Below are 23,257 nucleotides of genomic sequence, written 5' to 3'. Positions count from 1 at the left end.
GTGAGGTTTTCATGCGCAAGCTTTTCGCCACCCTGATTATATCGACCGCTCTCGCCGGCGCCGCCCAGGCCGCCACCGTCTACCCACTGGATCGTGCCACGATTCTCGCCGGCTCTCCCTTCGACTTCAAGGTTGAGTTCAGCAGCGTCGTAAAGCCCGAAGATATCAAGGTGACCGTCAATGGTCAGGACTATAAGGGGGCGCTCGGCAAGGAAGCCCAGTTTGTCGCTGAAGAGAAGAACAAGGACAAGGTCCTCGGTTCTTCGATTATCCTACGCGGCGTGACGATCGCCAATGCCGGCGACTACAAGGTCGAAGTCACGGCTGGTTCCGAGACGAAGTCCGTGACATGGAACGTCTATGGCACCGGCACGGCGCCGAAGGCGAAGAACATCATCTTCCTGCTCGGCGACGGGCTTTCGGTCGCACACCGCACCGCGGCTCGCATCATGTCCAAGGGAATGACCGAGGGCAAGGCCAATGGTCGCCTCAACATGGATGACGTTCCGCCTACAGCCTTCATCGGCACCTCTGCAACCAATGCAGTTTCCACGGATAGCGCGAACACGATGTCCGCTTATATGACCGGCCATAAGACTGCCGTTAACGCCATCGGCGTCTATGCCGACCGCACGCCGGACTCGTTGGATGATCCGAAGGTCGAGACGATGGCGGAAGCCGTTCGTCGGCAGACCAAGAAGTCGATCGGCATCGTGGTTACGGCCGAAGTGGAAGACGCAACGCCAGCCGCCGTCGTTTCTCACACGCGCAACCGCGGCGACAAGGCCGAGATCGTCGGCATGCTCTACGACATCAAGCCGGAAGTTCTCCTCGGCGGCGGCTCTGCCTACTTCCTGGGCAAGGAGGTGGCAGGCTCCAAGCGCAAAGATAATCAGGACTACATAAAGCTCTTCCAGGAAGCCGGCTACAAGCTTGCAACCAGCAAGGACGAGCTTGCCGCTGACGCCAATGCCGATGGGAAGCTGCTCGGCCTGTTCCATACCGGAAACATGGACGTTACGCTTGACCGCGAATTCCTGAAGAAGGGCACTGTCGCGAAATATCCGAACCAGCCGGGCCTAGTTGATATGACCAAGGTCGCTCTAGACCGCCTCTCGAAAAACCCGGAAGGCTTTTTCCTGATGGTCGAAGGCTCCTCCATCGACAAGATGTCCCACCCGCTCGACTGGGACCGTGCGGTCTTCGAAACCATTGAGTTCGACCAGGCGATCGGTGTCGCTCGCGAGTTCCAGAAGACGCACCCGGACACGCTGATAGTCGTAACCGGCGACCATACGCATGGTGTATCCATCATAGGCACCGTCGATGACGACAAGCCGGGCACCGAGATGCGCGAGAAGGTCGGTACTTATGCAGACGCCGGCTTCCCGAATTACAAGGACGAGAACGGCGATGGCTTCCCGGACAATGTCGATGTCAGCCGCCGGCTTTTCCTGAGCGCCAATAATGGTCCTGACCATTATGAGACCTTCCGCCCGAAGCTTGACGGACCTTTCGTTCCGGCCGTTCAGAACGAGAAGAAGGAATATGTCGCCAACGAGCAGTATAAGGATGTTCCCGGCGCCGTGTTCGTGCAGGGCAATATCCCGAAGAGCGGCGACAGTGGCGTGCATGCAGTCGATGACGTCGTCCTGCAGTCGGTCGGGCCGGGCTCCGATGGCTTCCGTGGCTATATGGAGCAAAGCGATGTTTACAAGGTGCTGGCCGATACCTTCGCTCTTGGCGTGAAGCAGGCAAATTGAAGCTGCCGTCGTACCCATAGTGCGATACGGTCTGGTATAAAATCGCCTCCGGCCAACGGCCGGGGGCACATCTGGAGCAGCGGATGGAAAAACGATCTTCCCTAGTCATGACGCGCCGGACCGCTCTGGCCGCTCTAAGCGCCATTACGCTGGTCGTGCCTAAGCTGGTGGCCGCAGCGTCCTACTCCTCTCTGTCGTTCGACGATCTCTACGGCAAGGTCAGCGTGCTCGGACTTGAATTTTCGGACAAGGTCAAAGCCTTGGCCGGCAAACCGGTGGAGATGCGCGGCTTTATGGCGCCGCCGCTGAAGGCCGAGGCACAGTTTTTCGTACTGACCGAGATCCCCATGTCCATCTGCCCCTTTTGCTCGAGCGATTCTGACTGGCCGGACAATATAGCCGTCGTTTACCTCGACAGCCGCCAGACATTCACCCAGCCAAACGAACAGATCAAAGTTCGGGGCGTTCTGGAGTTTGGCTCGTGGACGGATCCCGAAACCGGCTTCCTGAGCCGTTTGCGGCTGCGTCAGGCTGAATATGACGCTGCCTGAGACCATGCTGTCGCTCGAAGTCAGCGACCTGAGTGTCTCATTTGCTGGGCTTACATCGCCCGTATTGGCGATCGGCCATCTGACTATCGCCGCTGGAGAGCGTGTCGCCGTCACTGGCGGTTCCGGCTCAGGCAAGAGCACCTTTATCAACATGATCACGGGGCTCGATCGCGCCGGTACGGGCAGCATCCGCTGGAACGGAAGCGATATCACGCGTCTTTCAGAAACGGCGCGAGACCGCTGGCGCGCCGGGCATGTCGGACTGGTCATGCAGGATTTTCACCTTTTTCCAGGCCTTTCGGCTGTCGATAACGTACTGCTGCCTGCCCGGTTGGCGCGTGTTGCGGATAGCGCCATGATCGACCGGGCGCATCAGCTGCTTTCCTCGGTTGGACTTGTCCGGCCGGGACAAAAAATCGAAACCATGTCGCGGGGCGAAATGCAGCGTGTTGCTATTGCCCGCGCGCTACTGCGCCAGCCGGGCGTGATCATCGCGGATGAACCGACGGCCAGTCTAGACAGTAGCTCGGGCGAGGCGGTAGCAACCTTGTTGCTCGACATGGCAGCCGCAGCAAAAAGTACGCTCATCGTCGTCTCGCATGATCCCAGCTTGATCGGCAGGCTCGACCGACGCCTGACGCTGTCTGCCGGCCGTATCACGGCGGACACAGCCGCAAAGGAACAGACCCGATGATCGGCTTCATTCTGGCGGATCTGAGGCGCCTATGGGCCGGCGCGGCGGTCGTCATATTGCTGGTCGCGCTTGCGACTGCGCTCGGGGTGACGGTAACGCTGCAGGAGCGTGCGCTTCGCCTCGGCAGCGCACGCGCCGCAGACAAGTTCGATCTGGTGGTAGGAGCCGCCGGCAGCGAGACCCAACTCGTCCTGTCCTCTGTGTTTTTGCAGCCGGCACCACTGCCGCTTGCCTCTGGTGATGTGCTGGCAAAGCTGTCCGCCGACCCACGCGTCGCCTGGGCCGCGCCCATCGGATTCGGTGATTCCTTCTCCGGATATCCACTTGTCGGCACGACGCGAACCCTGATTGCGAGCATGGTCGACGGCTTTGCGGAAGGCCGCATATTTGAAAAGGAAGGCGAGGCGGTGCTGGGAGCGGCGGTACGATTGCCGCTCGGGGCCGAAATCAAGCCCATGCACGGCACCGCCGAAACGGGCGGAGAGACCCATGCCGGTGTCGTCTACCGTGTTACCGGCCGCCTGAAGCCGACCGGAACGCCCTGGGACCGCGCTATCCTGGTGCCGATCCAGGCTGTCTGGCATATTCATGGCCTCGGTCATCACGAGGACCATGACGATGAAGATCACCATGACGAGCACCACACAGACTCAGACCATGAGCACCACGGCATCGACATCGACGCACCCATTGTCGAAGATTTTGCTGCCAACGCGCCGGGAATTCCGGCCATCCTGGTCAAACCCAAATCGATCGCCGATGCTTATCGGCTCCGGCAGGCTTATCGGGGCGGCAATACCGTTGCCGTGTTTCCAGCAGAAGTGCTGACCAATCTCTACGCGACGCTCGGTGACGCCAAGCTAGTGCTGAGCGCCGTCGCTGCCGGTTCGCAGGCGCTCGTCGCGGCAGCCCTCATTCTGGTCACGGTAACGCATGTGGGCCAACGGCGACGCCAGATCGGCGCGCTACGTGCCTTCGGAGCGCCGAGGTTTGCCGTCTTCGCTATCGCCTGGTTCGAGCTTTTCCTGATGGTGGCGGTCGGGGTCCTCTTTGGCTTCCTGATCGGCCTGGTGGCCGCGCGGTGGATAGCCGATATCTTTACCGTCCAAAGTGGAATCGTTTTGCCGGTCGGGTTTGGCAAGGAGGATCTGCGCACCCTCCTGCTGTTGCTATCGACCGCAGCCTTGCTGTCGGCCGTGCCCGCTGTGCTGGCTTATCGCCAGTCGCCAGCGAAGGCTCTTCGTAGCTGACAGACTGCGCATATTATAAGCGCGAAGTGTCACGGACCTTCGCAGACGGGTGCGCGATCCGTTGCCACCTGACCCACTTCCACATCATAAGCCCGCAAGCCCAGGGCATCGAGCTTGATGATCCGGTAGCAAGGGAGACCGCCGGTCCAAAGCGGATCGGGAATGTCTATATCGGTAATGAAGCGGTGGGCGCAGGCCTGACCGGAGCTGAAGGCGATGCCTTCGGCGCTGGTGCCTGCCATGGGTACATGGATATGCCCGAAAACGATGTGTCGGATGCCGGCTGGATGAGCCGCGAGCGCCCGCATCAGGGCACCATCGTCGTGCATACCGATATGTTCGAAATGGGCAATGCCGATATCCATCGGAGGATGATGGATGAATACCGTCACCGGCAGGTCGCCCGCGCCGGCCAAGGCGGTGCGCAGCCATTCCAATCTGTCTTCTCCATATATGCCGCCGATGACGTGCGGTTCGTGGCTGTCCAGAAATAGCAGCCGGCCAAACTCCGTATCCTTGAACGACTGGATGTAGCCGTTTGCATCCTGCGGCTGCTCGGGAAAGGCGCGGATGAAATTGCCCCGGTCGTCATGGTTGCCCAGCATCAACCTGACTTCGAAGGGCATAGGCGCCAGGATGTCGCGCAGCATGTCATAGGCTTCTGGATCGCCATAGTTGCAGAGGTCGCCGGTCATCACGAGAAGATCGGCGTCGGCGTGCTTCTCGATGATATCGGCCGCGGCGGCACGCAGCTGGGTTTCGGGATCGACCCCGTTCACCACGACGCCAGAGGGCATGAGGTGCGTGTCTGTGATCTGGATGATCTTCATCTTTTTCTTCCTGCCAGAACGAAAACGGCTGCGGAGAAGAGATTCCCCGCAGCCTTCTCGATGTGAGTCGTCTCTTACTTCGACATCAGTGCATTGGTCTGCTCGACGATCTGCTTCAGACCGTCTTCCGGCGTGACGTCACCGCGCATGACGGCGCCGATGATGTCGCGCTGGGTGCGCCAGATGCGAACGGAATCGCCGCCCGGATAGCCAGCCCAGGGCAGCGAACGCTCGGCCTGGAGCGAGGCGGTCTTGACGTTCGGATGCTCGGCATAATAGGGCGCCAAGAAGTCAGGGCCGGTGGCGAGCTTGTTGGTCGGCAGGTAGCCGGTGATGCGAACGATCACGTTCTGGGCTTCCGGACCGGTGATCCACTTCAGGTATTTCCAGGCTGCGTCCTGCTTGGTCTTGTCCTGCGTCAGGATGACGGCCGAGTTGCCGCCGGTCGGCACACCACCGTCCTTGGGGTTGTCGAGCGGGAAGGTCGCGGTCTTCAGCTGGAAGCGCGTTCCGACCAGGCCTTCGATCGTCTGCACATGGGCGGGGGTCGAGAAGATGAAGCCGGTCAGGCCTGCACCGAACTGCTGGCGCGACTGATCCCAATCGAGAAGGGTCTGGCCGCCTTCCGTCACGAACTGGCGGGTGAGCTTCAAGGCGTTCAGGCCGATCTCGTTATCGAAGGCAACCTTCTTGGTGGCTGTGTCGACGAGCTTGCCGCCCTGCTGGAAGATCAGCGACTGCCACAGCCAATCGTCCGGCCAGCCATTGATGTCATAGCCCATGCCGGCCGTCTTGGCGTCCAGAGCATGGATCTTCTTGGCGAGTTCGATCAGTCCGGCGAAGGTCTTCGGCATGTTGTCGGGATCGCCGCCGGCCTTCTTCACCAGGTCGGCATTGATGTAGATGATTGGCGAGGAGGCGTTGACCGGCAGGCCGTACTGCTTGCCATCGACCTGGCCGAGCGCCGACATTTTCGGGCTGTAGTTCTTGTCGAGGAAGGCCTGGCCGCCTTCGGCTTCGATGAACGGCGTCAGTTCGGTAATCTGCTTGCGCGGCAGAAGCGTGTGCACCAGTTCGCCCGTCAGGTTGTAGCCCGAGAAATAGACGTCTGGCAGATTGCCGGTCACGGCCGCGCGCAGAACCTGCTGCTGACCTTCGTTGTAGCCGGGTGCCGGCGCAAGGAAGTTGATTTTGATGTCCGGATTGTCCTTCATGAACTGATCCGCGAGCGGCTGGTGGAATTTGGTGAATCCCGGCAGGTTGTAGAGCACGTTGAGCGTCACATCGGCCGCAAAGCTCGGCGTGGCAAGGCTGCTCATGGCAAGGCTGAGGGCGAGACCGCTGAGCGCGGTGCGTCGGGTCAGGTTCATGGAAGTCTCCAGACGTAGGTTGAGGGAAGGTGGTAACCGTGGGTGGGGATCAGGCTTTACTTCACGCCGGTCATAGTGAGGCCGGCGATGAAGTGTTTGCGCGCGAAGAGGAAGCAGACGACCATGGGCGCCGTGATGATCGTGGCGCCGGCCATCAAGGCACCGTAGTTGGCCCCGGATTCCACATCCGAGAAGAACAACATGCCGAGCGGCGGCGGCGCCAGATTGGTGTCGGTCACGACGATCATCGGCCAGTACAGATCGTTCCAATGCGCAACCAGCGAGAAGACTGCAAAGGCGGCAAGCGAGGGGAGAGAACCCCGCAGCACCAACCCCCAGCAGATTTCCATCTCGGAAAAACCGTCGATGCGTGCCGCTTCGATGATCTCGTCGGGGTAGCTGCGGAAGGACTGGTGGAACAGGAAGATCGCAAAGACCGACAGAAAGAAGGGTGACATCATCGCGAAATAGGTGTTGAGGAGATCCGTCTTGGCCAGACCGACATAGAGCGGAAGCGCCAGTGCCTGCATGGGAATGCAGAGTGCAGCGATCACCAGAGACAGCATCAGCTTGCGGGCCGGGAAGCGGAGCTTTGCAAGCGCATAGGCGGCTGGAACAGCGGTCAGGACCTGAGCGATCAGGATACCCAGGCAGACGATGACGCCGTTGAGCATGAAGCGCGCCATGGGCACTTGTCCGGCGGCGCGCGCGTAGTTCTCCACGGCATCGAAGTTCTTCGGGATCGGCCAGAGCGAGACGTCGAAGATTTCGGCCGGAGACCGGAAAGAGGTCAGCAGCATCCAGTAGAAGGGCAGGAGCATGGGGATGGCGCCCAGCGCCAGAACCAGATGCGGCAGGTATTTGCGCAGCAGGACCATCAGTAATGCACCTTCCGGTCCATGTGCCACATCTGGCCGATCGACAGCACCAGCACGATGAGGAGGAAAAGCAGGGTCAGGGCCGCGGCGTAACCCGTGTTCGAATATTCGAATCCTTCCAGATAAAGGTCGAACAGCAGCGTTTCTGATCCGAACCGGCCTCGGGTTAGCACGGCCACCGTCTCGAAGACCTTGAAGGCGGAGATCGACGTGGTGACGACGACGAATACAGTGGTCGGCCCGAGCATGGGCCACGTCACGATGAAGAACCGGTCCACCGCGCTTTTCGCACCGTCAAGCCGCGCCGCTTCGTAGAGATCCTTTGGAATTGCGGTAAGCCCGGCAAGGAACAGGACCATGTTGAACCCCAGAACCTGCCAGACACCGATCATCGCCATGGTCGGGATCAGCAGTGTCGGATTCGACAGAAACGAGACAGGTTCGTAACCCATAGCCTTGATGGCGGCATTGACCGGGCCAAGCGAGGGGTGGAGCAAAAATTGCCAGACGGTTGCCATGGCGACAAGGGTCGCTGTGACCGGAAGGAAATAGGCGACCTCCCAGAAAGCACGGCTTTTCTTGCGGCCATAGACGAGAAGCGCAATGCCAAGAGCCAGGCACACCCCCAAAGGGATGACGATCGCTGCGTAGATCACCGTGTTCTTTAGCGCCCGCAGGAAGACCGGATCGTGAAATGCCTTGGTGAAATTGTCGAAGCCCGTAAAGCGCGTCGATAGTGCCCCGAGCTGGTAATCGGTGACCGAAAAGACCGCGAGCACGATCATCGGGACGATGTAGAACCCGAGAAGCAGGAGGGCCGAGGGTGCCGCAAACATCAGGCCCAGCCTTGCCATGCGCCGGTCTGCCGCCGAACGCCTGGGTCTTGCCTTGACAGGCTGGGCGAGGGGGAGTTCGATCGCGCTCATATGGCGATCCGCGCTGGGACGGTGGTCTCGATCCTGTTGCCGTCGGCACCGAAGAGATGCGCACGCTGCTCTGGGAACACCAGATGCGACAGCCCTTCGCCGTTCACAGCGATCGGGTCGCCGGCCGCCTGGCGCATCACGATACAGACAGCCTGGTCGTCAGCAAGGTGGCCGGTGACATAGCGATCGGCGCCGTATGTTTCGCTGCGCAGAACCTTGACCGCAAAACCGCCGGCCGCCGGCCGCAAATCTTCGGCGCGGATACCCAGCATGGCGGGTCCGGCGTACCGGGCCGGAACACTGACGCCCAACGGACGGCCTAAAGCCATGACCCTCCCGGACGCATCGATTTCCACCGGCAGAAGGTTGATCGACGGCGTACCGATGAAGCGCGCGACGGTAACCGTTGCCGGCTGCTGGTAAAGTTCATCCGGCGTGCCGAGCTGCTCGATCCGGCCCGACGACATCAGGGCGATACGGTCCGACATGGTCATCGCCTCGATCTGATCATGCGTGACGTAGATGAAGGTAGCTCCCAGCCGACGGTGCAGACCGCTCAACTCCTCGCGCATGTGGGCGCGCAGCTTGGCGTCGAGATTGGAAAGTGGCTCGTCCATCAGGAAGGCTGCGGGCGAACGGACCAGAGCGCGGGCAAGGGCAACGCGCTGACGCTGACCGCCGGAAAGCTGGGCCGGCTTGCGATCGAGCAGGTGGCCGATCTGCAGGACGTCAGCCGCCTCGTTGACGGCAGCATCGATCTTGCTGAGCACAGAAGCTTTGGCCGTCATCCGGCCGATGAGCGGAAGCCTAGCGCCCAAGGAGAGGTTGCGCATGCGAAGCGGTGTAGCGATGTTCTGGCGCACGCTCATATGCGGGTAGAGCGCATAGGACTGGAACACCATTGCGAGATCGCGGTCGCTCGGATCGACATTCGTGACGTCCCGGCTGCCGATGGAGACCGTGCCGCTGTCCGGTGTTTCGAGGCCGGCCATGATCCGGAGCAGTGTGGACTTGCCGCATCCAGACATGCCGACCAGAGACAGGAACTCCCCCGGTCGCACGGAAAGATCGATTTCCTTCAGGACATCGTCAGCGCCGAAGCCCTTGCGGATGCCGGAAAGCTGGAGTGATTGAGGCTGCATACGGCGCTCCTTTTCGACGGCGCGTATGCGGGCTGTGTGTGACAGGCGGACGACAGTTTCGCGAACATTCCGTAACAGTCACAGCCTGTTGGAGGCATCCGTTCTATTAGAACGTTTGAATCTGGTTAGGAGATCGAATCCGAACCGATTGGAGCACAAGCCGTGACACCGGACAAAGTCGCCTGCCGCCGGCTTACCCAATATGTCTTGATCCTAGGAACGATGTCGGGTTTTCGAGCTCATATCGAAGCTGAGCACGTTGGGAGAGAGTTTGCGCTCCCTGCTCCTGTTGGAGACCGTAATGCCATTCCTTCCAAGGCGCTTGGTTTCGTACAGCGCACGGTCGGCCTCCTCCATGAGGAGGTCCGGTCGCGACCACATTGTGGCTTCATAGGATGCTATGCCGATGCTTGCTGTGACATCGAGACGGGTCTCGTGCCATTTGAAGGAAGATGCGTTCAAGGCATCGAGTGCACGCTCGGCGATCGCTGAAGCTTCGTTCTCGCCGAGATCAAGAAGCAGCACGCAGAATTCATCCCCGCCCAGGCGCGCAAACAGATCGCCCGGCCGCAAATGCCTGCGGAAGACATGTGCTGCATGCTTCAAGGCCGCGTCTCCTGCCGCATGGCCATATGTATCGTTGATCGTCTTGAAGCGGTCGAGATCGAATAGAATCACGCTGAAGAGCAATTCGTGGTGCTCTTGACTGCAGGCGATATCGAGCTGCTTCATGAATTGTCGGCGATTTGCCAGGCCGGTCAAATCGTCTTCGTTGGCTAGCCGTTCCACTTCTCGGCGCAAATGTCCGATGACGGAAATCAGGAAGCCAAAATTCCAGGTGATTGCCGAAAACAGAAAAACGAGGAGATCGAATGCCGCAGCAGTCCTCAAATCCAGATCAGGCATGATGTCAGCGACGATCAGAATATTCCCTGTCGCGATAACCCCGTGCGAAAGACATGCAAATCCCATTGCCACGCTGGTGATACCTGCCCCCAGTTCCAGATCGCGCCTCCTCAGCAGATAAGCCGAGGTGACGAGTAGCGGTACTGACTGCGCTAATGTGTAGACGGGGTTGCGACCGTACCAGATATGGAAAGTCGCAAGCATCGCAAACATGCTGAGAGATAGTAGCAAACCCGTCCGAAGCGGGTGGATAGCCTCTCCGTGAAGGCGCCGAACCCCCATGTAGTTCAGCCAGAAGCCGAGCGTAGTAACCGTATTCCCTCCAACTGTTGCCAGAAACTGGCCGGAATTTCCTTGGATAGAAAGAATCAGTCCACCCATGACGACCGCCGTGCTGCCGGCAAGCCAGTAATGCGCTGCGTAAAGCTCACGGTAGCGATGGACGATGGCGCCCCAAATGACGCAGTTGGAAAGGCCGAAGAGTAGGATAACCAGATAGAGCGTGTAAAAGTCAGGCATGCTGCATTGATCCTCGATGGCGCAGCAGGAGGTAAAAGTACGGCACTAAGCATGCGTTGAATTTTTTCCCACGCATTTTATCGATGTGCAAAATGGATTAGCGCAAGCGTCTCAAGTCGAGCGCCTGCGATATGCTTCAGGCAATCTTTGGAAGGTATGAAACGGAACGTCCGTCATTGGGGACCGACGTTTTAAAAGGGGCTATATCTATGAGCATAAAGAAATATTCGGCAGAGGCGATAGGCACATTTTGGCTTACCTTCGGCGGCTGCGGCAGCGCAGTCATCGCGGCTGGTTTGCCGAACGTGGGTATCGGCTACCTTGGTGTTTCACTTGCCTTCGGCTTGACGGTTGTCACCATGGCTTATGCTATCGGTCATATTTCGGGCTGCCATCTCAATCCTGCCGTTACGGTAGGTCTGGCAGCGGGAGGACGTTTTCCAAGCAATCAGATCGTTCCTTATGTCGTTGCGCAGGTCGTCGGTGGATTAATCGGCGGAGCCGTCCTGTACGCTATCGCCAGCGGCAAAGCAGGTTTTGATGTTGCCGGAGGTTTTGCGTCGAACGGCTATGGTGAACATTCGCCGGGCCAGTATTCGATGTTTGCATGCCTGTTGGCCGAATTCGTGCTGACAGCCATCTTCCTGTTCATCATCATGGGCGCCACACACGGCAAGGCGCCTGCAGGCTTCGCGCCGCTGGCCATCGGCCTTGGACTGACCCTCATCCACCTGATCAGCATCGATGTGACGAACACCTCGGTCAACCCGGCACGCAGCACTGGCGTGGCTGTGTTTGCTGGAGGATGGGCCTTACAGCAGCTCTGGCTTTTCTGGCTGGCGCCCATCGCTGGCGGGATCCTCGGCGGGGTGGCCTACCGGTGGCTCAGCACCGAACCGAGCGGGCAGATCGTCGGTTCCGTGCCGGCGGAATAAGATCGCTGAACGATCATGGAAATGCGCTCGTTCTAGAAGATTCCGCTCGGCGGCGGCATCTTACCGTTGAGGTAGAAGTCGCCGAGCGCATAATGCTTCCAGCGGACCGGATCATGGACTGTATGCGTCCTGGCATTGCGCCAATGGCGGTCAAGGTTCAGTTTTTCATCGGTCGATGAGGTTCCTGCAAGCTCGAATAGCGCGTTGGTTGTCTCGATCGCTGCTTCCGTCGTCAGCACCTTCGTGGCAGCAACGGCGAGCGAGGCTTCCGCAGCCGCTTCCATAGACGGACTTACCTGGGCCATGTCGATCTTGCGGCCTGCCCGTTCCAGCATAGCGCTGGCGGCCTCGATCTTGACGGCGAGTGACCCGGTGCGGGCAATGGTCAAGGGGTCGTCGCTGGCATTCTCTATGCCGAGGTGGCGGTGACCACGCGATCGAGTGCGGACGAATTGCACCATGTCGGCAAAGGCAGCGCGTGCGATGCCGAGATCGACGGCCGCGTGCAGAAGCTGCCCGAGCGAGCCGAGGGTGGCCGGCCGTTCGAAAACCTGGTCATGACCGATGACGCAATCGGCAGTCACATAGATGTTGTCGATCGTTACGGTGCCGCTGGCCGTGGTGCGCTGCCCGAAGCCCGCCCAGTCGTCGACGATCGTCATGCCCTGGGAGTTGCGCGGCACGATCGCCATGACCATGCGGTTCTGCGGGTCGAGGGCGAAGATGGCGACCCAGTCGCAGAACAATGCGCCGGTCGAATAATATTTCCGGCCGGTGATGCGGTAGCCGGCGCCATCCGGTACGAGACGTGTCTCGATTTCGCCTGCAGCCTTGGTGCCGGTTTCAGCAAGGGCATTGGCGAAGTGTTCGCCGGCAAGCGCTCGCGAAAAGAAATACCGCTTCTGCTCTTCCGTGCCTCCAAGCCGCAAGACTTCGAGGATGTAGAAGTGGTTCTGAGGGATCTGGCCGATCGAACTGTCCCCCTCGGACAGGATGGCAATCACTTCGGCGAGAAAGGGGTTGGAAATATCCGTGCCCCCATAGTCGGAAGGCACGGTGATGCCAAGCAATCCTGACTGCGCCACTAGCTCCATCTCATGATGAGGCAGGATGCGCTCGCGGTCACGCAGGCTAGCGCCTTCGGCAATCTGCATCGAGAGCGCCTTGGCCGCACTCAACGCTTCGTCTTCGGTCGCCAAATAAGCTGCGACCGGCTTGATGCTTCCTGCCAAACGGACGACCCTGCTCATTGTGGCTTCTCCCAAAGACCCTATTGAGCCACAGGGGAACGCCGGGCAGAAGAAACAAAGCTCCGAATAAGGGTCGCAACGCGGCACAATTTGCTAAAGCGTTCCGCCGAAGACAGAAAAGCTGCAGCACATATTGGGGAGTTGGGTGGGGCGGCTCCGCATAGGAGGCCCGGTGTTGGCATACAGCCGGCCGGAGTCAAAGCTACACAATCAGCGGCAGATCTCAAACGGCTGCAACAAACTCGATAATGTTGCCCTTAGCGGGCGCGTATTTGTGGTTACGATCCCAGCCCACCCAAGAGCAGGCTGGGAAATCGTCAATCGTTACTAGAGAACCGAGACGTTCTCAGCCTTCGATTTCCCCGTCTTGCGGTCCTGCCCGACTTCGAAGCTGACCTTATCGCCTTCGCGGAGCGAACCGCCGCGCTGCAAAGCAGACACGTGAACAAAAACGTCTTGTCCGCCGTTTTCTGGCGTGATGAAGCCGAAGCCCTTGTCGTCGTTGAAGAATTTAACCGTACCGGTAGGCATGAGATCCCTTTTCCCTATGTCGTTTGTCGTCGTTGGGAAGGAGAAACTATAGCGGCAGCGCATCTTTATCAACCGTAAGGATGCAGGTGTTTGCCTTGTTTAGCGAACATTCTTGCACTCTTCCCCCGATTCTGATGAGTCTGTGACGATGCTGGAGGGTTCGGCTCTGCCGTCTTGGGCATTTTCACCGCCAGTTTATGTGGTTGCAGCTGTTATAGCTCTCGCTGATATACCGATTGCCGTTCGATTATCGACGTCGGCAGGATGACGCGCCTCGGGTCTGAAACAAGGCCCCCCAATCTTTCAAGAAGTAGCTTTGTCACCGTCTCACCAAGCTTGTAGACGGGCTGATCGATAACGGTCAGCGGAGGCGCTGTCACGCTTGTCCAATCCGCATCGTGGAAGGTAATGAGCGACAGATCCTCAGGGATACGGAGGGCAAGTTCACGAGCGACCTTGAAGATCTCCAGCGCAATCATGCTGTCAGATGCCAGGATGGCGCTTGGGTGGGCGCTTGTCGAAAGAAGCTCGCGGGCAAGAGCGCGAGTGCGTGAAGCGCCAAGAGCGCCGACTTGGATCAACCGCTCCGGATCTTGGATATCCGTTGCTCGGCAGGCGTCGAAGAACCCCTGAATTCGTTCTTTGACCGAGCTGGTATGGATGTCTTGAAGGCTTTGAAACCGATGATCCGGTGTGTCGCAGGCAGTCACGAAAGCGAGCGCCCTATGCCCATTGTCGATCAGGAGCCTGGTTGCAGCACATGCAGCATCACGATCGTCGGTAGTGACGCTGTCCACATTAAGTTCGGGGACGGCTCGATCAAGAAGCACGATCGGCCGGCCGGTGCGCCTCACCTCTTCGAGGTGCAGGTATTCGCTCGCCTGGGCAGGTGTGACGATCAGGCCATCGACCCGCTTTGCCATCAGAGTCTTGATGGCGGATTTCTCGGCCTCCACATCCTCGCTGGAGTTCATCAGGATGACCGTGAAGCCGCTGGCCCGCGCCGCATCGGTAATGCCCCGGACAGCCGAACTGAAGAAAGGATTTTCGATGTCGCCTACGATCACTCCGATGGTTCCGGAGCGTCCGGTGGTCATGCTGCGCGCCAGTTCGTTTGGCCGGTAGTCAAGTTTTTCCGCGGCCGCCAATACCTTCGTGCGGATACGATCGCTGACAATGCCGTAGCCGCCGAGGACTCGCGCTGCTGTTGCTTTGGCGACGCCAGCCTCCCGCGCCACATCCGTCACGGTAACAGAGTCTTTTTTGGGCTGAATATGTTCCATGAGGGACCGTTGGAGACAATTCCACGAAGCGTCAAGCAGTCAAGGCTGGAAGCATGGCATGACAAGCCAGTGTCATTTAGCTGCAAGCCTATTGACGTCCACTCTACCACTAGCTAACAATTGTCAACAAGAGACCGGTCTCATTGCAAAAGAGACCGGTCTCAATAAGAACCTTCGCTGTGGTCTTGCAGTTCTCGGCTGGATGGAAGTTGCATCGTGTCCTGACTGTTCGCTGCCACATGGAAGGCGGGATCAGCACTGCCAAAAATCAACAGAGCGGAGAACATGGACAATGACATCAGCAATCGCCTCCTTCCTCTTCAGCCGGGTCCGCGCACAGGCGCTGACATTGGCTCTGACAATAGCGGGTTCTGCGGCCGGAGCCGTGGTCGCCGCGGATAATCCCTACAATCTCATCGATCCGGCAACAGTCAGTGTCGGCACGATGGGCGATGCCAAGCCCTATACCTTCACCACTGCAGACGGCCAGTTCACCGGCTTCGATATCGAACTGTTCCTGAACGTCGCTGGACGCATCGGTTTTGACAAGGAGCATGTGATCTTCACGGGGCAGGAGTTTTCCGCCCTCATGCCATCCGTCGCCAACGGCCGGTTTGACGTAGCGGTTGCCGCGATCGGCACGACGGACGCCCGCAAGAAGACGATCGATTTCTCGGATGGCTATCTGGCGGGATACCTTTCGGTCCTGACTTCGGATGCAGCCATCACTGACGCTGCCTCGCTCAAGGGCAAACGTCTGGGCGTCGTGCAAGGGACCCTGCAGGAGATCTACGCGACGAAAAATTTCACCGGTGCCGACTTGGTCAAATTTCCTGACAACAATTCGGCAGTGGCAGCAGTCAACAATGGCACGGTCGATGCCCACTTCCTCGACTACGAGGCGGCAAAGGACTATTCCACACGCTATCCCAAGCTCAAGATCACCGTGAACATCCCAAGTTTCGATGCTCCTGCCGGTTTTGTCATCCGCAAGGGCAATGACGCGTTCAAGCAGGCGCTGAACAAAGCGTTGCATGAGGCGATGCAGGATGGAACCTGGAAAACTCTCTACGAGAAGTGGTTCCCCTTCTCGCCAATGCCCGAGGCATACCTTCCGAAGAAGTGATCACAACACTCAAGGCGCGGTCCTGAACAGACCGGCGGAGCCTCGTTCGGCCCGCCGGTCGATATTCCGGGAAGGGTGATGTATGGAATGGCTTGAAAATCTGCGCCGCAGCTTCCTCGACTGGGAAGCGATGCGGGAAGTGCTGCCGACTATGATAGCTGTCGGTCTGAAGAATACCCTTGTTCTCGCTGCCGCTTCGACAGTGCTCGGCGTTGTCATCGGCATGATCCTGGCGATCATGGGGATATCCAGGTCGGCCTGGGTCCGGATACCGGCACGGATCTATACGGATATATTTCGCGGATTGCCGGCGATCGTCACGATCCTGTTGATCGGACAGGGATTTGCCCGAATCGGACGCGAATTGTTCGGCCCATCTCCCTATCCGCTGGGTATCCTTGCGCTCAGCCTGATAGCGAGTGCCTATATCGGCGAAATCTTCAGGGCTGGCATTCAGGCTGTCGAGCGCGGGCAGATGGAAGCCTGCCGGGCGCTCAGCATGAGCTACGGCCAAGGTATGCGGCTTATCGTGGTGCCGCAGGGCGTGCGCCGGGTTCTGCCTGCCCTGGTCAACCAGTTTATCGGCAACGTCAAGGATTCGAGCCTGGTCTATTTTCTTGGCCTGCTTGCATCCGAGAGGGAGATTTTCCGGGTCGGTCAGGATCAGGCGGTGGTGACCGGAAACCTCTCGCCTCTTCTTCTTGCCGGGGTTTTTTATCTCCTCATCACGGTGCCGCTGACTCATGCGGTCAATACGATTGATAACAGGCTGCGGACGGGCAAGCCTGGTTCTGCTGCTGCGGTAACATCCGGACTTGCCGAAGTCAGCGAACTGGAAAAAGCCTCCAACGCCAAGGTAGATGAAGCAAGCTTCAAAGGCGGTAGCATCGAGGTCACGGGCCTGAACATGGCCTACGGTCCGCTGGATGTCCTTAAAGGCATCGATCTTCGGGTGGCGCCTGCCACGGTGACTTGCATCATCGGGCCATCCGGTTCCGGGAAGTCCACGCTGCTGCGGTGCCTGAACCGACTGGTTGAACCGAAGGGCGGCGATATTCTGCTCGATGGAGCAAGCATTTTGGCAATGAAGCCGGAAACGCTGCGTCGCCGTGTCGGCATGGTTTTCCAGCATTTCAATCTGTTCCCCGACCATACCGCACTTGAAAACGTCATGCTGTCGCTCACGAAGATCAAAGGCTTGGCTCGAGACGTGGCAGAAAAGCTCGCATCGGCGCGTCTTGACGATGTCGGACTTGCATCGCGTGCGCATTATCGGCCCAGCCGGCTCTCAGGCGGACAGCAGCAGCGGGTGGCCATTGCCCGAGCCTTGGCAATGGAGCCGGAAGTCATCCTGTTCGACGAAGTGACGAGCGCTCTCGATCCGGAGCTTGTCAAGGGCGTGCTGAACCTCATGGCCGATTTGGGCCGCCGAGGCATGACAATGGTTATCGTCACCCATGAGATGGGGTTTGCGCGTCGGGTCGCAGATCAGGTGGTTTTCATGGATGAGGGCAGGGTGGTGGAAGCCGGGCCGCCGGACGCAATCTTCGACGCGCCACAGAGTCCCCGGCTCAAGCGGTTCCTTGCGGAGGTGCTGTAGCGAGGAAATAGGGACGTTCGCCAGGCGGCAGGTTGGCAGATCTCCCTAGCCTGCGGACGGTTCTGTTACCAAGCAGCCACTCACCACATCCCCGCCGAACGTTGCCTCCTACTATCTGACAGCAAATTACGATCATGAAAGAAAGTCACATGAACGAGAATAAGGTGAACACCGTCGTCATCATCGGCGCCGGAATTTTTGGCGTCTCTACGGCCGTCCAGCTGGCGCGTAAAGGCGTGAAGGTGACGCTCCTGAACGACGGACCAGTAGCAAACGGCGCCTCTGGACGTTCTCTCTCCTGGCTCAATTCTTCCCGCATGCGCTCGGACGCCTACCATCGTCTGCGCATGGCCGGGATCGATCGGTATCGCAGCCTGGCCGCGCGGATTGGGCAGGTAGATTGGCTTTCCTTCAAAGGCGGACTGACCTGGGACGCGGACGATGCTTCCAACGAAATTGAGGCCGCCTACGAGCATGAAGTCTCCCTGGCCTACGACGCGCTTCATCTGCCGGCAGACAAGGTTCCCGCCGCAACACCCGGGATCGACGCGAGCACCATCACGCCGCAGGGCGCGATCTTCAATCCGGGAGAAGGTTGGGTTGATCTTCCTTCCCTCATCAAGGTTCTGCTGAGTGAATTCCTGGCTCTTGGCGGTGTCCTGGTGACAGACGCAGGCGCTGCAAGGGTTATAGTTGAGGCAGGGCGAGCCACAGGCGCGGAAACGGCAAATGGCTCCCGCTTGCTTGCCGACGCGGTTCTTCTTGCAACCGGCCCCTCAGTTCCAAAGATGGCTGCGGAGGCGGGTCAAACGATCGACGACGGTACGCCGGTGTCGCTGCTGGTTACGACAAAGCCGATCGAGCTGCCGCTCAAGGCTGTGCTGAATACGCCGCGTGTTGCGGTGCGGCCTGGCCCTGGAAACACGCTGGCATTGGATGCAGCCTGGTCGGAGGAGGAAGTCGAACATCGAGCCGATGGCAGTTATGGGGTCAAGCCAGAAACAGTGGAAGGGCTGTTGATCGAAGCGTCCAAGGTGCTGGAAGGAAACCCGAAGCTGGAGCTGGCGAGCTATGGTGTCGGGCGAAAGCCAATCCCGGGCGACGGCGATCCGGTTTTCGGCGAATTGCAGGCGATTTCCGGCTATTTTGTTGCTTTCAGTCATTCCGGCGCAACGCTCGGCCTCATCGCTGGGGAGTTACTGGCTTATGAAATCGCAAGTGGCCAACGGCATCCCATGCTGGCGCCGTTCCGGCCGGAACGCTTCGTTGCCAATCCTTAAGTTGTGGGCAGGCTGGCGGGTTTGCCTCGCGCAACCGGCCGACCAACCTTGAGGTTTACGGCTGCCTGGCGCTTTGTTTCAGCGCTTCGCGGAGCACATCGAATATGGGTGGCGCAAGCGTTTGCGCCACGTTGAAGCGCATGAAGCCAGTCGCCGTTTGTGACAGGCTGAACGCGTTTCCAGGAGCGAGCACGATCCCTCGTTCCAGCGCGAAGCGGGCCATATCCGCTGCGTCCACCCCATCGGGCAGCTGGCACCAGAGAAACATGCCCGCCTGCGGCTCCAGCCAAGGCGTGATCCCGAGATCCTTCAGTTGGGCCGAGACTTCCGCCATTGCGCGGGCGAGGCGTGCGCGCAGCGCCTCCAGATATTTCCGGTAACTGCCCTCGCTCAGAACGTTGAACACCAATTGAGCTGCGAGGCGCCCGCCGCCAAAGCTGGTCGCGATCTTCAGGTCCGTCAGGCCGCCGATCCAATCGGGCCGCACGGCTATGAAGCCGCAACGGGCCGAGGCAGACAGCGTCTTCGAGAAGCTGCCGATATGGATGACCCTGTCCAGCCCGTCATAGGCGGCGAGACGCGGGGCGGCTGCATGTTCGAAGTCCGCAAAGATATCGTCTTCGATGATGGTCAGGTCGTGTGCCTCGGCGAGCTTCAGCACCCTGTGGGCCACAACGGGCGAGAGGACTGCACCGGTCGGGTTGTGAATGCCGGAATTGGTGACATAGAGGCGGGGTCGATGCTCGGTCAGCACTTGAGCAAATACCGCCATGTCCGGGCCTGACGGCGTATAGGGCACGCCCACCACCTTTGCCCTATGGGCCTTCAGCAGTGCGTGAAAATTGAAGTAGCAGGGATCGTCGACCAGCACCGTGTCGCCCGGCTCCAGCAGGAAGCGGCAGAGAAGGTCGATCGCCTGGATACCGGATTCGGTCAGCACGATCTGGTTGGGCAAGGCCTCTATGCCATGTTCCGCCATCCGTCGCGCCACGAGTTGCCGGAGCGGCGGAAAACCGAGCGGCGAACCATAGCCTGCCAGGACCGCACCGTCCGTACGAGACAGCGCCCGCATGCCGCGCCGCAGGCTCTCTTCCGGAAGCCAGGATGGCGGCAGCCAACCGCAACCTGGCTTCAAGCCTTCGTCGTCTGCTTCCAGAGATTGGCGGGAGATCCAGAACGGATCGATTTCGCGGTCGAGCCGTGGCCCCACTTCCGCAAGCGTAAACGGGGCAGCCTGACTTGCGACATAGAAACCGGAACCGGGCCGCGAGAGGATGATGCCCTCCGCGACGAGTCGTTCATAGGCATCCACCACGGTCGAGGTGGACACTTTCAGGCTGGCCGCCAGCGCCCGAACGGATGGCAGCTTGGCGCCCGGCGTCAGATTGCGGGCGGCAATGCGCTGCCGGATGGTTGTCATCACTGTGGCGACGCGGGAGGGCTTTGCCCCGATGTCTTGGTCCATCCGTACTGGTCCCTCTATCATAACAGTTTATCGAAACCGTACCAGACCGTGGCTGGCGACGCCATGGCTCTGGCTTCATAAGGCAGACAGCATCAAGGGAATTGCATCATGGACCGGACGGCGGGATGGATCAGCGGTTTCATCGGAGTTCTGATCTTCAGCGGATCGCTGCCGGCGACGCGGGTGGCCGTCATGCAGTTCGATCCGGTATTCCTGACAGTGGCACGGGCGGCCATTGCGGGGCTGTTGGCTGTTGTCCTGCTCCTGGCTTTCAGAGAAAAGCGCCCAGCCTGGCAAGATATGATCTCGCTCGCCGTGGTCGCGATGGGCGTGGTCATCGGCTTTCCGCTGCTGACTGCCTTGGCGCTGAAGCAGGTAAGCTCCGCTCACTCCATGGTCTTCATCGGGCTCCTGCCGCTGGCGACCGCCATTTTCGGCGTCTTGCGCGGCGGCGAGCGGCCCAAACGCGCGTTCTGGCTGTTCTCTTTGCTAGGCAGCCTGCTGGTCGTGGGCTTTGCGGCGCTTCAAGACCTTCGGGCATCGCCGATCGGCGACGGACTGATGCTGGCAGCGGTCGTCGTTTGTGGCCTTGGCTATGCGGAAGGCGCCCAGCTGTCACGCAGGCTCGGCGGCTGGCAGGTCATCTCCTGGGCGCTGGTGCTGGCGCTGCCGGCGACGCTTGTCGCATCGCTTTTTACTATGCCTGCCAGCTTTTCCGGCGTGGAAGCTCCGGCCTGGTTGGGCCTTGGCTATGTCTCCGTCTTCAGCATGCTGATCGGCTTCATCTTCTGGTATCGCGGCCTTGCACTTGGTGGCATCGCCACGGTCGGCCAACTGCAATTGCTGCAGCCTTTCTTCGGGCTTGCACTGGCGGCGACCCTGTTGCACGAGCCGGTGACGCCGATCATGCTGGCGGCGACCGCGGCCGTCATCCTCTGCGTCGTCGGTGCCCGGAGATATGGACGATAGGTCCCGGTTGCGGAATGGCGCAGAAGATTTAAGGAGGGATACGACGCGAATGAAGGGCCGCAGGTGCAGATCGCAAACCTTGCCATGTATGTGACGCCGGAACCGGTTGCGGAGGCGACGACTAAGCTCTGGTGCTTCCTGCGGGATTTCCTGCGCCGCGAGGGGAGCAGGGATGTTCCGGACGAACTGGACCGGCAGTTCGGCTATAATGACGCCTGGATGCAACCGAACCTCCTGCTCGCCCAGACCTGCGGCTTTCCCTATGTGAAGAGCCTGCGCAACCGGGTGCGGCTGGTGGCGACGCCCTGCTACAGCTATCCCGGATGCGCCAGTCCCTCTATGCGCAGTTTCATCATAACCAGGAAGGCGGCAGCCATCTCTTCCCTCGAAGACCTGCGTGGACTGACCGCAGCGGTCAATACCCCCGACAGCAATTCCGGTATGAACCTGTTCCGCGCCGCCATTGCCCCCATTGCCGGCGGCTCCCGTTTCTTCGGTCGTGTCGTCCAGACAGGCGGCCACGTCGAGAGCATTGCCGCAGTGGCAGACGGCCGCGCCGACTGCGCCGCCATCGACTGCATCACCTATGGCCACATGCAGCGCTTCGCGCCGGAGAGGCTAAGGAATATTGTAGTGATCGCGCAGACGGCTGAAGGACCCGGTCTTCCGTTCATCACGCGTGGCACGGCGTCCGATCAGGACGTACATGTGCTGCGCGCAGCCCTCGATGCCGCCATTCTCGAGTCGAGCTTGGCGGCAACGCGCGACATCCTGGCGCTTGAAGGTTTCGCGCACCTTATTGATAGCGATTACGACGTGCTGCTTTCGTTTGAAACCGAGGCTGAAAGGTTTGGCTACCCGCAGATCGCCTGATGCGGCTTTTCCCGATCTGCCTATTCTTTTTGCGCCAAGACAAGACGCCTTCAAAAGTGACAGGAGCGCTTGCATATCCCATAATGTCTCCTATTGTTGCCACTCCAATCCTGTCGCAGGGCAGGGGACGCTACCGAGCCAGCGAAGATCGGCAATGGCGGGTCAGCCAGTTTCAAAGGGGATTTCAGACATGGATTTCAAGAAGATCGCGTTCTCGGGCCTGCTCGCAGTGCTGGCCGTGGCACCCGCCTCCGCCAAGGACTGGAAGAGCGCCACCATCACGCTCGAAGGCGCCTACGCGCCCTGGAACCTCACCAATGCCGACGGTACACTTGGCGGCTTCGAACCGGAGCTGGCCAAGATCTTGTGCGAACGCGCCAAGATCGAGTGCAAGCTGGTCGCCTCTGACTGGGACGGCATGATCCCCGCGCTGAATGCCGGCAAGTTCGACGTCATCATGGATGCCCTGTCGATCACGGACGAACGCAAGCAGGTCATAGATTTCACGGTGCCCTACGCCGCCACGCCCGCCGCCTTCGCCACGGCCAAGGGGAGCCCGCTTGCCGATGCAGCCGGCACAGGGGCGACCGTGGAAATGAAGCCCGGGCAGACGGGCGTCAAGGAGATCGAGGCGCTGAAGGCGGCCTTCAAGGGCAAGACGATCGGCATCCAGGCCGCCACCGTCTATGCCAAGTTCGTCTATGACAATTTTGGCAGCATTGCCGAAGTCCGTGAATACAAGACCGGCGCCGACCGTGATCTCGATCTCCAGAACGGGCGCATCGATCTCGGATTCGACGACGCCGTCTATTTCAATAATGCCTTCGAGGCGGCCGGCGGCGCACTTGTCTTCACCGGGCCGGAAGTCGTTGGTTCCATCTGGGGCGAGGGCGAAGGCCTTGGCATTCGCAAGGCGGATACGGATCTGCGTGACAAGTTCAGTGCCGCCATCAAGTCTGCGCTTGCCGATGGCACCGTCAAGAACCTCTCCATGAAGTGGTTCAAGGTCGACGTCAGCCCCAAGTGAGATGCGGCGCCCCGATGAGGAGGCCGGCTCCGCCGGCTGATCCTCAGGCGGCCAATGCCGGCATGCTGTCGGCGGGACTGGAACAGTTG

General features: G+C 59.8%; 21 protein-coding genes. 11 read left to right on the top strand and 10 right to left on the bottom strand.

The annotated features are described in order from the left end of the window. Positions 1-11: 11 nt before the first annotated feature. The 4 genes from EPK99_RS01160 (at position 12) to EPK99_RS01145 (ending at position 4,258) form a co-directional block, all read left to right on the top strand. On the top strand, positions 12-1,763 hold the full coding sequence (locus tag EPK99_RS01160) for an alkaline phosphatase (RefSeq protein WP_128440804.1): 1,752 nt from the start codon (positions 12-14) through the stop codon (positions 1,761-1,763). Between the two features lie 83 nt (positions 1,764-1,846). Next, complete coding sequence (locus EPK99_RS01155) at positions 1,847-2,314, top strand: hypothetical protein (RefSeq protein ID WP_128440803.1); 468 nt, start codon at positions 1,847-1,849, stop codon at positions 2,312-2,314. A gap of 4 nt (positions 2,315-2,318) precedes the next feature. Next, a complete protein-coding gene (locus tag EPK99_RS01150; protein ID WP_128442106.1) occupies positions 2,319-3,008 on the top strand; it encodes an ABC transporter ATP-binding protein in 690 nt (229 codons plus the stop codon). After that, positions 3,005-4,258: an FtsX-like permease family protein gene (locus EPK99_RS01145; RefSeq protein WP_128440802.1), complete on the top strand. Its 1,254-nt coding sequence runs from the start codon at positions 3,005-3,007 to the stop codon at positions 4,256-4,258. The genes EPK99_RS01150 and EPK99_RS01145 overlap by 4 nt, the downstream gene beginning before the upstream one ends. A 29-nt stretch (positions 4,259-4,287) precedes the next feature. On the opposite strand, the gene EPK99_RS01140 is transcribed toward EPK99_RS01145, so the two are convergent. From EPK99_RS01140 to EPK99_RS01115, 6 genes are all read right to left on the bottom strand, one after another. Next, positions 4,288-5,088, bottom strand: coding sequence for a phosphodiesterase (locus EPK99_RS01140; RefSeq protein ID WP_128440801.1), 801 nt, complete (start codon positions 5,086-5,088; stop codon positions 4,288-4,290). Positions 5,089-5,162: 74 nt separating this feature from the next. Then, positions 5,163-6,458, bottom strand: a complete 1,296-nt coding sequence (locus tag EPK99_RS01135) for an ABC transporter substrate-binding protein (RefSeq protein WP_128440800.1) — start codon at positions 6,456-6,458, stop codon at positions 5,163-5,165. Positions 6,459-6,514: 56 nt separating this feature from the next. Next, entirely contained in the window at positions 6,515-7,336 is an 822-nt protein-coding gene (locus tag EPK99_RS01130; RefSeq protein ID WP_128440799.1) for a carbohydrate ABC transporter permease, read from the bottom strand. After that, positions 7,336-8,262 (bottom strand): carbohydrate ABC transporter permease, encoded by a 927-nt coding sequence (locus EPK99_RS01125; RefSeq protein ID WP_128440798.1) that lies wholly within the window; start codon positions 8,260-8,262, stop codon positions 7,336-7,338. Before EPK99_RS01125 ends, EPK99_RS01130 begins: the two co-directional genes overlap by 1 nt. Further along, positions 8,259-9,404, bottom strand: coding sequence for an ABC transporter ATP-binding protein (locus tag EPK99_RS01120; protein ID WP_128440797.1), 1,146 nt, complete (start codon positions 9,402-9,404; stop codon positions 8,259-8,261). Before EPK99_RS01120 ends, EPK99_RS01125 begins: the two co-directional genes overlap by 4 nt. Before the next feature lie 213 nt (positions 9,405-9,617). Continuing rightward, positions 9,618-10,829: a GGDEF domain-containing protein gene (locus EPK99_RS01115; RefSeq protein WP_128440796.1), complete on the bottom strand. Its 1,212-nt coding sequence runs from the start codon at positions 10,827-10,829 to the stop codon at positions 9,618-9,620. A gap of 209 nt (positions 10,830-11,038) precedes the next feature. On the opposite strand from EPK99_RS01115, the gene aqpZ reads away from it, so the two are divergent. Further along, complete coding sequence (gene aqpZ / locus EPK99_RS01110) at positions 11,039-11,764, top strand: aquaporin Z (RefSeq protein WP_128440795.1); 726 nt, start codon at positions 11,039-11,041, stop codon at positions 11,762-11,764. Between the two features lie 32 nt (positions 11,765-11,796). On the opposite strand, the gene EPK99_RS01105 is transcribed toward aqpZ, so the two are convergent. The 3 genes from EPK99_RS01105 to EPK99_RS01095 all read right to left on the bottom strand — a co-directional run bounded on the left by EPK99_RS01105 (position 11,797) and on the right by EPK99_RS01095 (position 14,828). Further along, on the bottom strand, positions 11,797-13,014 hold the full coding sequence (locus EPK99_RS01105) for an SfnB family sulfur acquisition oxidoreductase (RefSeq protein WP_128440794.1): 1,218 nt from the start codon (positions 13,012-13,014) through the stop codon (positions 11,797-11,799). Between the two features lie 327 nt (positions 13,015-13,341). Continuing rightward, the gene (locus EPK99_RS01100; protein ID WP_007826019.1) at positions 13,342-13,545 is read right to left on the bottom strand and encodes a cold-shock protein; all 204 of its coding nucleotides are present in this window, start codon (positions 13,543-13,545) and stop codon (positions 13,342-13,344) included. Between the two features lie 212 nt (positions 13,546-13,757). Beyond that, positions 13,758-14,828, bottom strand: coding sequence for a LacI family DNA-binding transcriptional regulator (locus EPK99_RS01095; protein ID WP_128440793.1), 1,071 nt, complete (start codon positions 14,826-14,828; stop codon positions 13,758-13,760). A 292-nt stretch (positions 14,829-15,120) separates the two neighbouring features. Between EPK99_RS01095 and EPK99_RS01090 the strand changes: the two genes are divergently transcribed. The 3 genes from EPK99_RS01090 (at position 15,121) to EPK99_RS01080 (ending at position 18,834) form a co-directional block, all read left to right on the top strand. After that, a complete protein-coding gene (locus tag EPK99_RS01090) occupies positions 15,121-15,954 on the top strand; it encodes an ABC transporter substrate-binding protein (protein ID WP_128440792.1) in 834 nt (277 codons plus the stop codon). An 82-nt stretch (positions 15,955-16,036) separates the two neighbouring features. Next, positions 16,037-17,554: an amino acid ABC transporter permease/ATP-binding protein gene (locus EPK99_RS25865; RefSeq protein WP_128440791.1), complete on the top strand. Its 1,518-nt coding sequence runs from the start codon at positions 16,037-16,039 to the stop codon at positions 17,552-17,554. Between the two features lie 149 nt (positions 17,555-17,703). Beyond that, entirely contained in the window at positions 17,704-18,834 is a 1,131-nt protein-coding gene (locus tag EPK99_RS01080; RefSeq protein ID WP_128440790.1) for an NAD(P)/FAD-dependent oxidoreductase, read from the top strand. A gap of 55 nt (positions 18,835-18,889) precedes the next feature. Here the strand turns inward: EPK99_RS01080 and EPK99_RS01075 are convergent, their stop codons facing one another. Further along, a complete protein-coding gene (locus tag EPK99_RS01075; RefSeq protein WP_425374158.1) occupies positions 18,890-20,299 on the bottom strand; it encodes an aminotransferase-like domain-containing protein in 1,410 nt (469 codons plus the stop codon). A 108-nt stretch (positions 20,300-20,407) separates the two neighbouring features. Here EPK99_RS01075 and EPK99_RS01070 point away from each other — a divergent pair, with 108 nt between their 5' ends. The 3 genes from EPK99_RS01070 (at position 20,408) to EPK99_RS01060 (ending at position 23,168) form a co-directional block, all read left to right on the top strand. After that, positions 20,408-21,268: a DMT family transporter gene (locus tag EPK99_RS01070; protein ID WP_128440788.1), complete on the top strand. Its 861-nt coding sequence runs from the start codon at positions 20,408-20,410 to the stop codon at positions 21,266-21,268. Positions 21,269-21,331: 63 nt separating this feature from the next. Then, positions 21,332-22,141 carry a phosphate/phosphite/phosphonate ABC transporter substrate-binding protein gene (locus tag EPK99_RS01065; protein WP_128440787.1) on the top strand — a complete coding sequence of 270 codons (810 nt, stop codon included), beginning with the start codon at positions 21,332-21,334 and terminating at the stop codon, positions 22,139-22,141. Positions 22,142-22,331: 190 nt separating this feature from the next. After that, positions 22,332-23,168, top strand: coding sequence for a transporter substrate-binding domain-containing protein (locus tag EPK99_RS01060; protein ID WP_128440786.1), 837 nt, complete (start codon positions 22,332-22,334; stop codon positions 23,166-23,168). The last annotated feature ends 89 nt before the right edge of the window (positions 23,169-23,257 follow it).

The sequence above is a fragment of the Neorhizobium lilium genome, assembly GCF_004053875.1.
GTDB classification, from domain to species: domain Bacteria; phylum Pseudomonadota; class Alphaproteobacteria; order Rhizobiales; family Rhizobiaceae; genus Neorhizobium; species Neorhizobium lilii.
The sequence above is the reverse complement of the archived record's forward strand: the minus strand, read 5'-3'. Positions and strand labels throughout refer to the sequence as shown.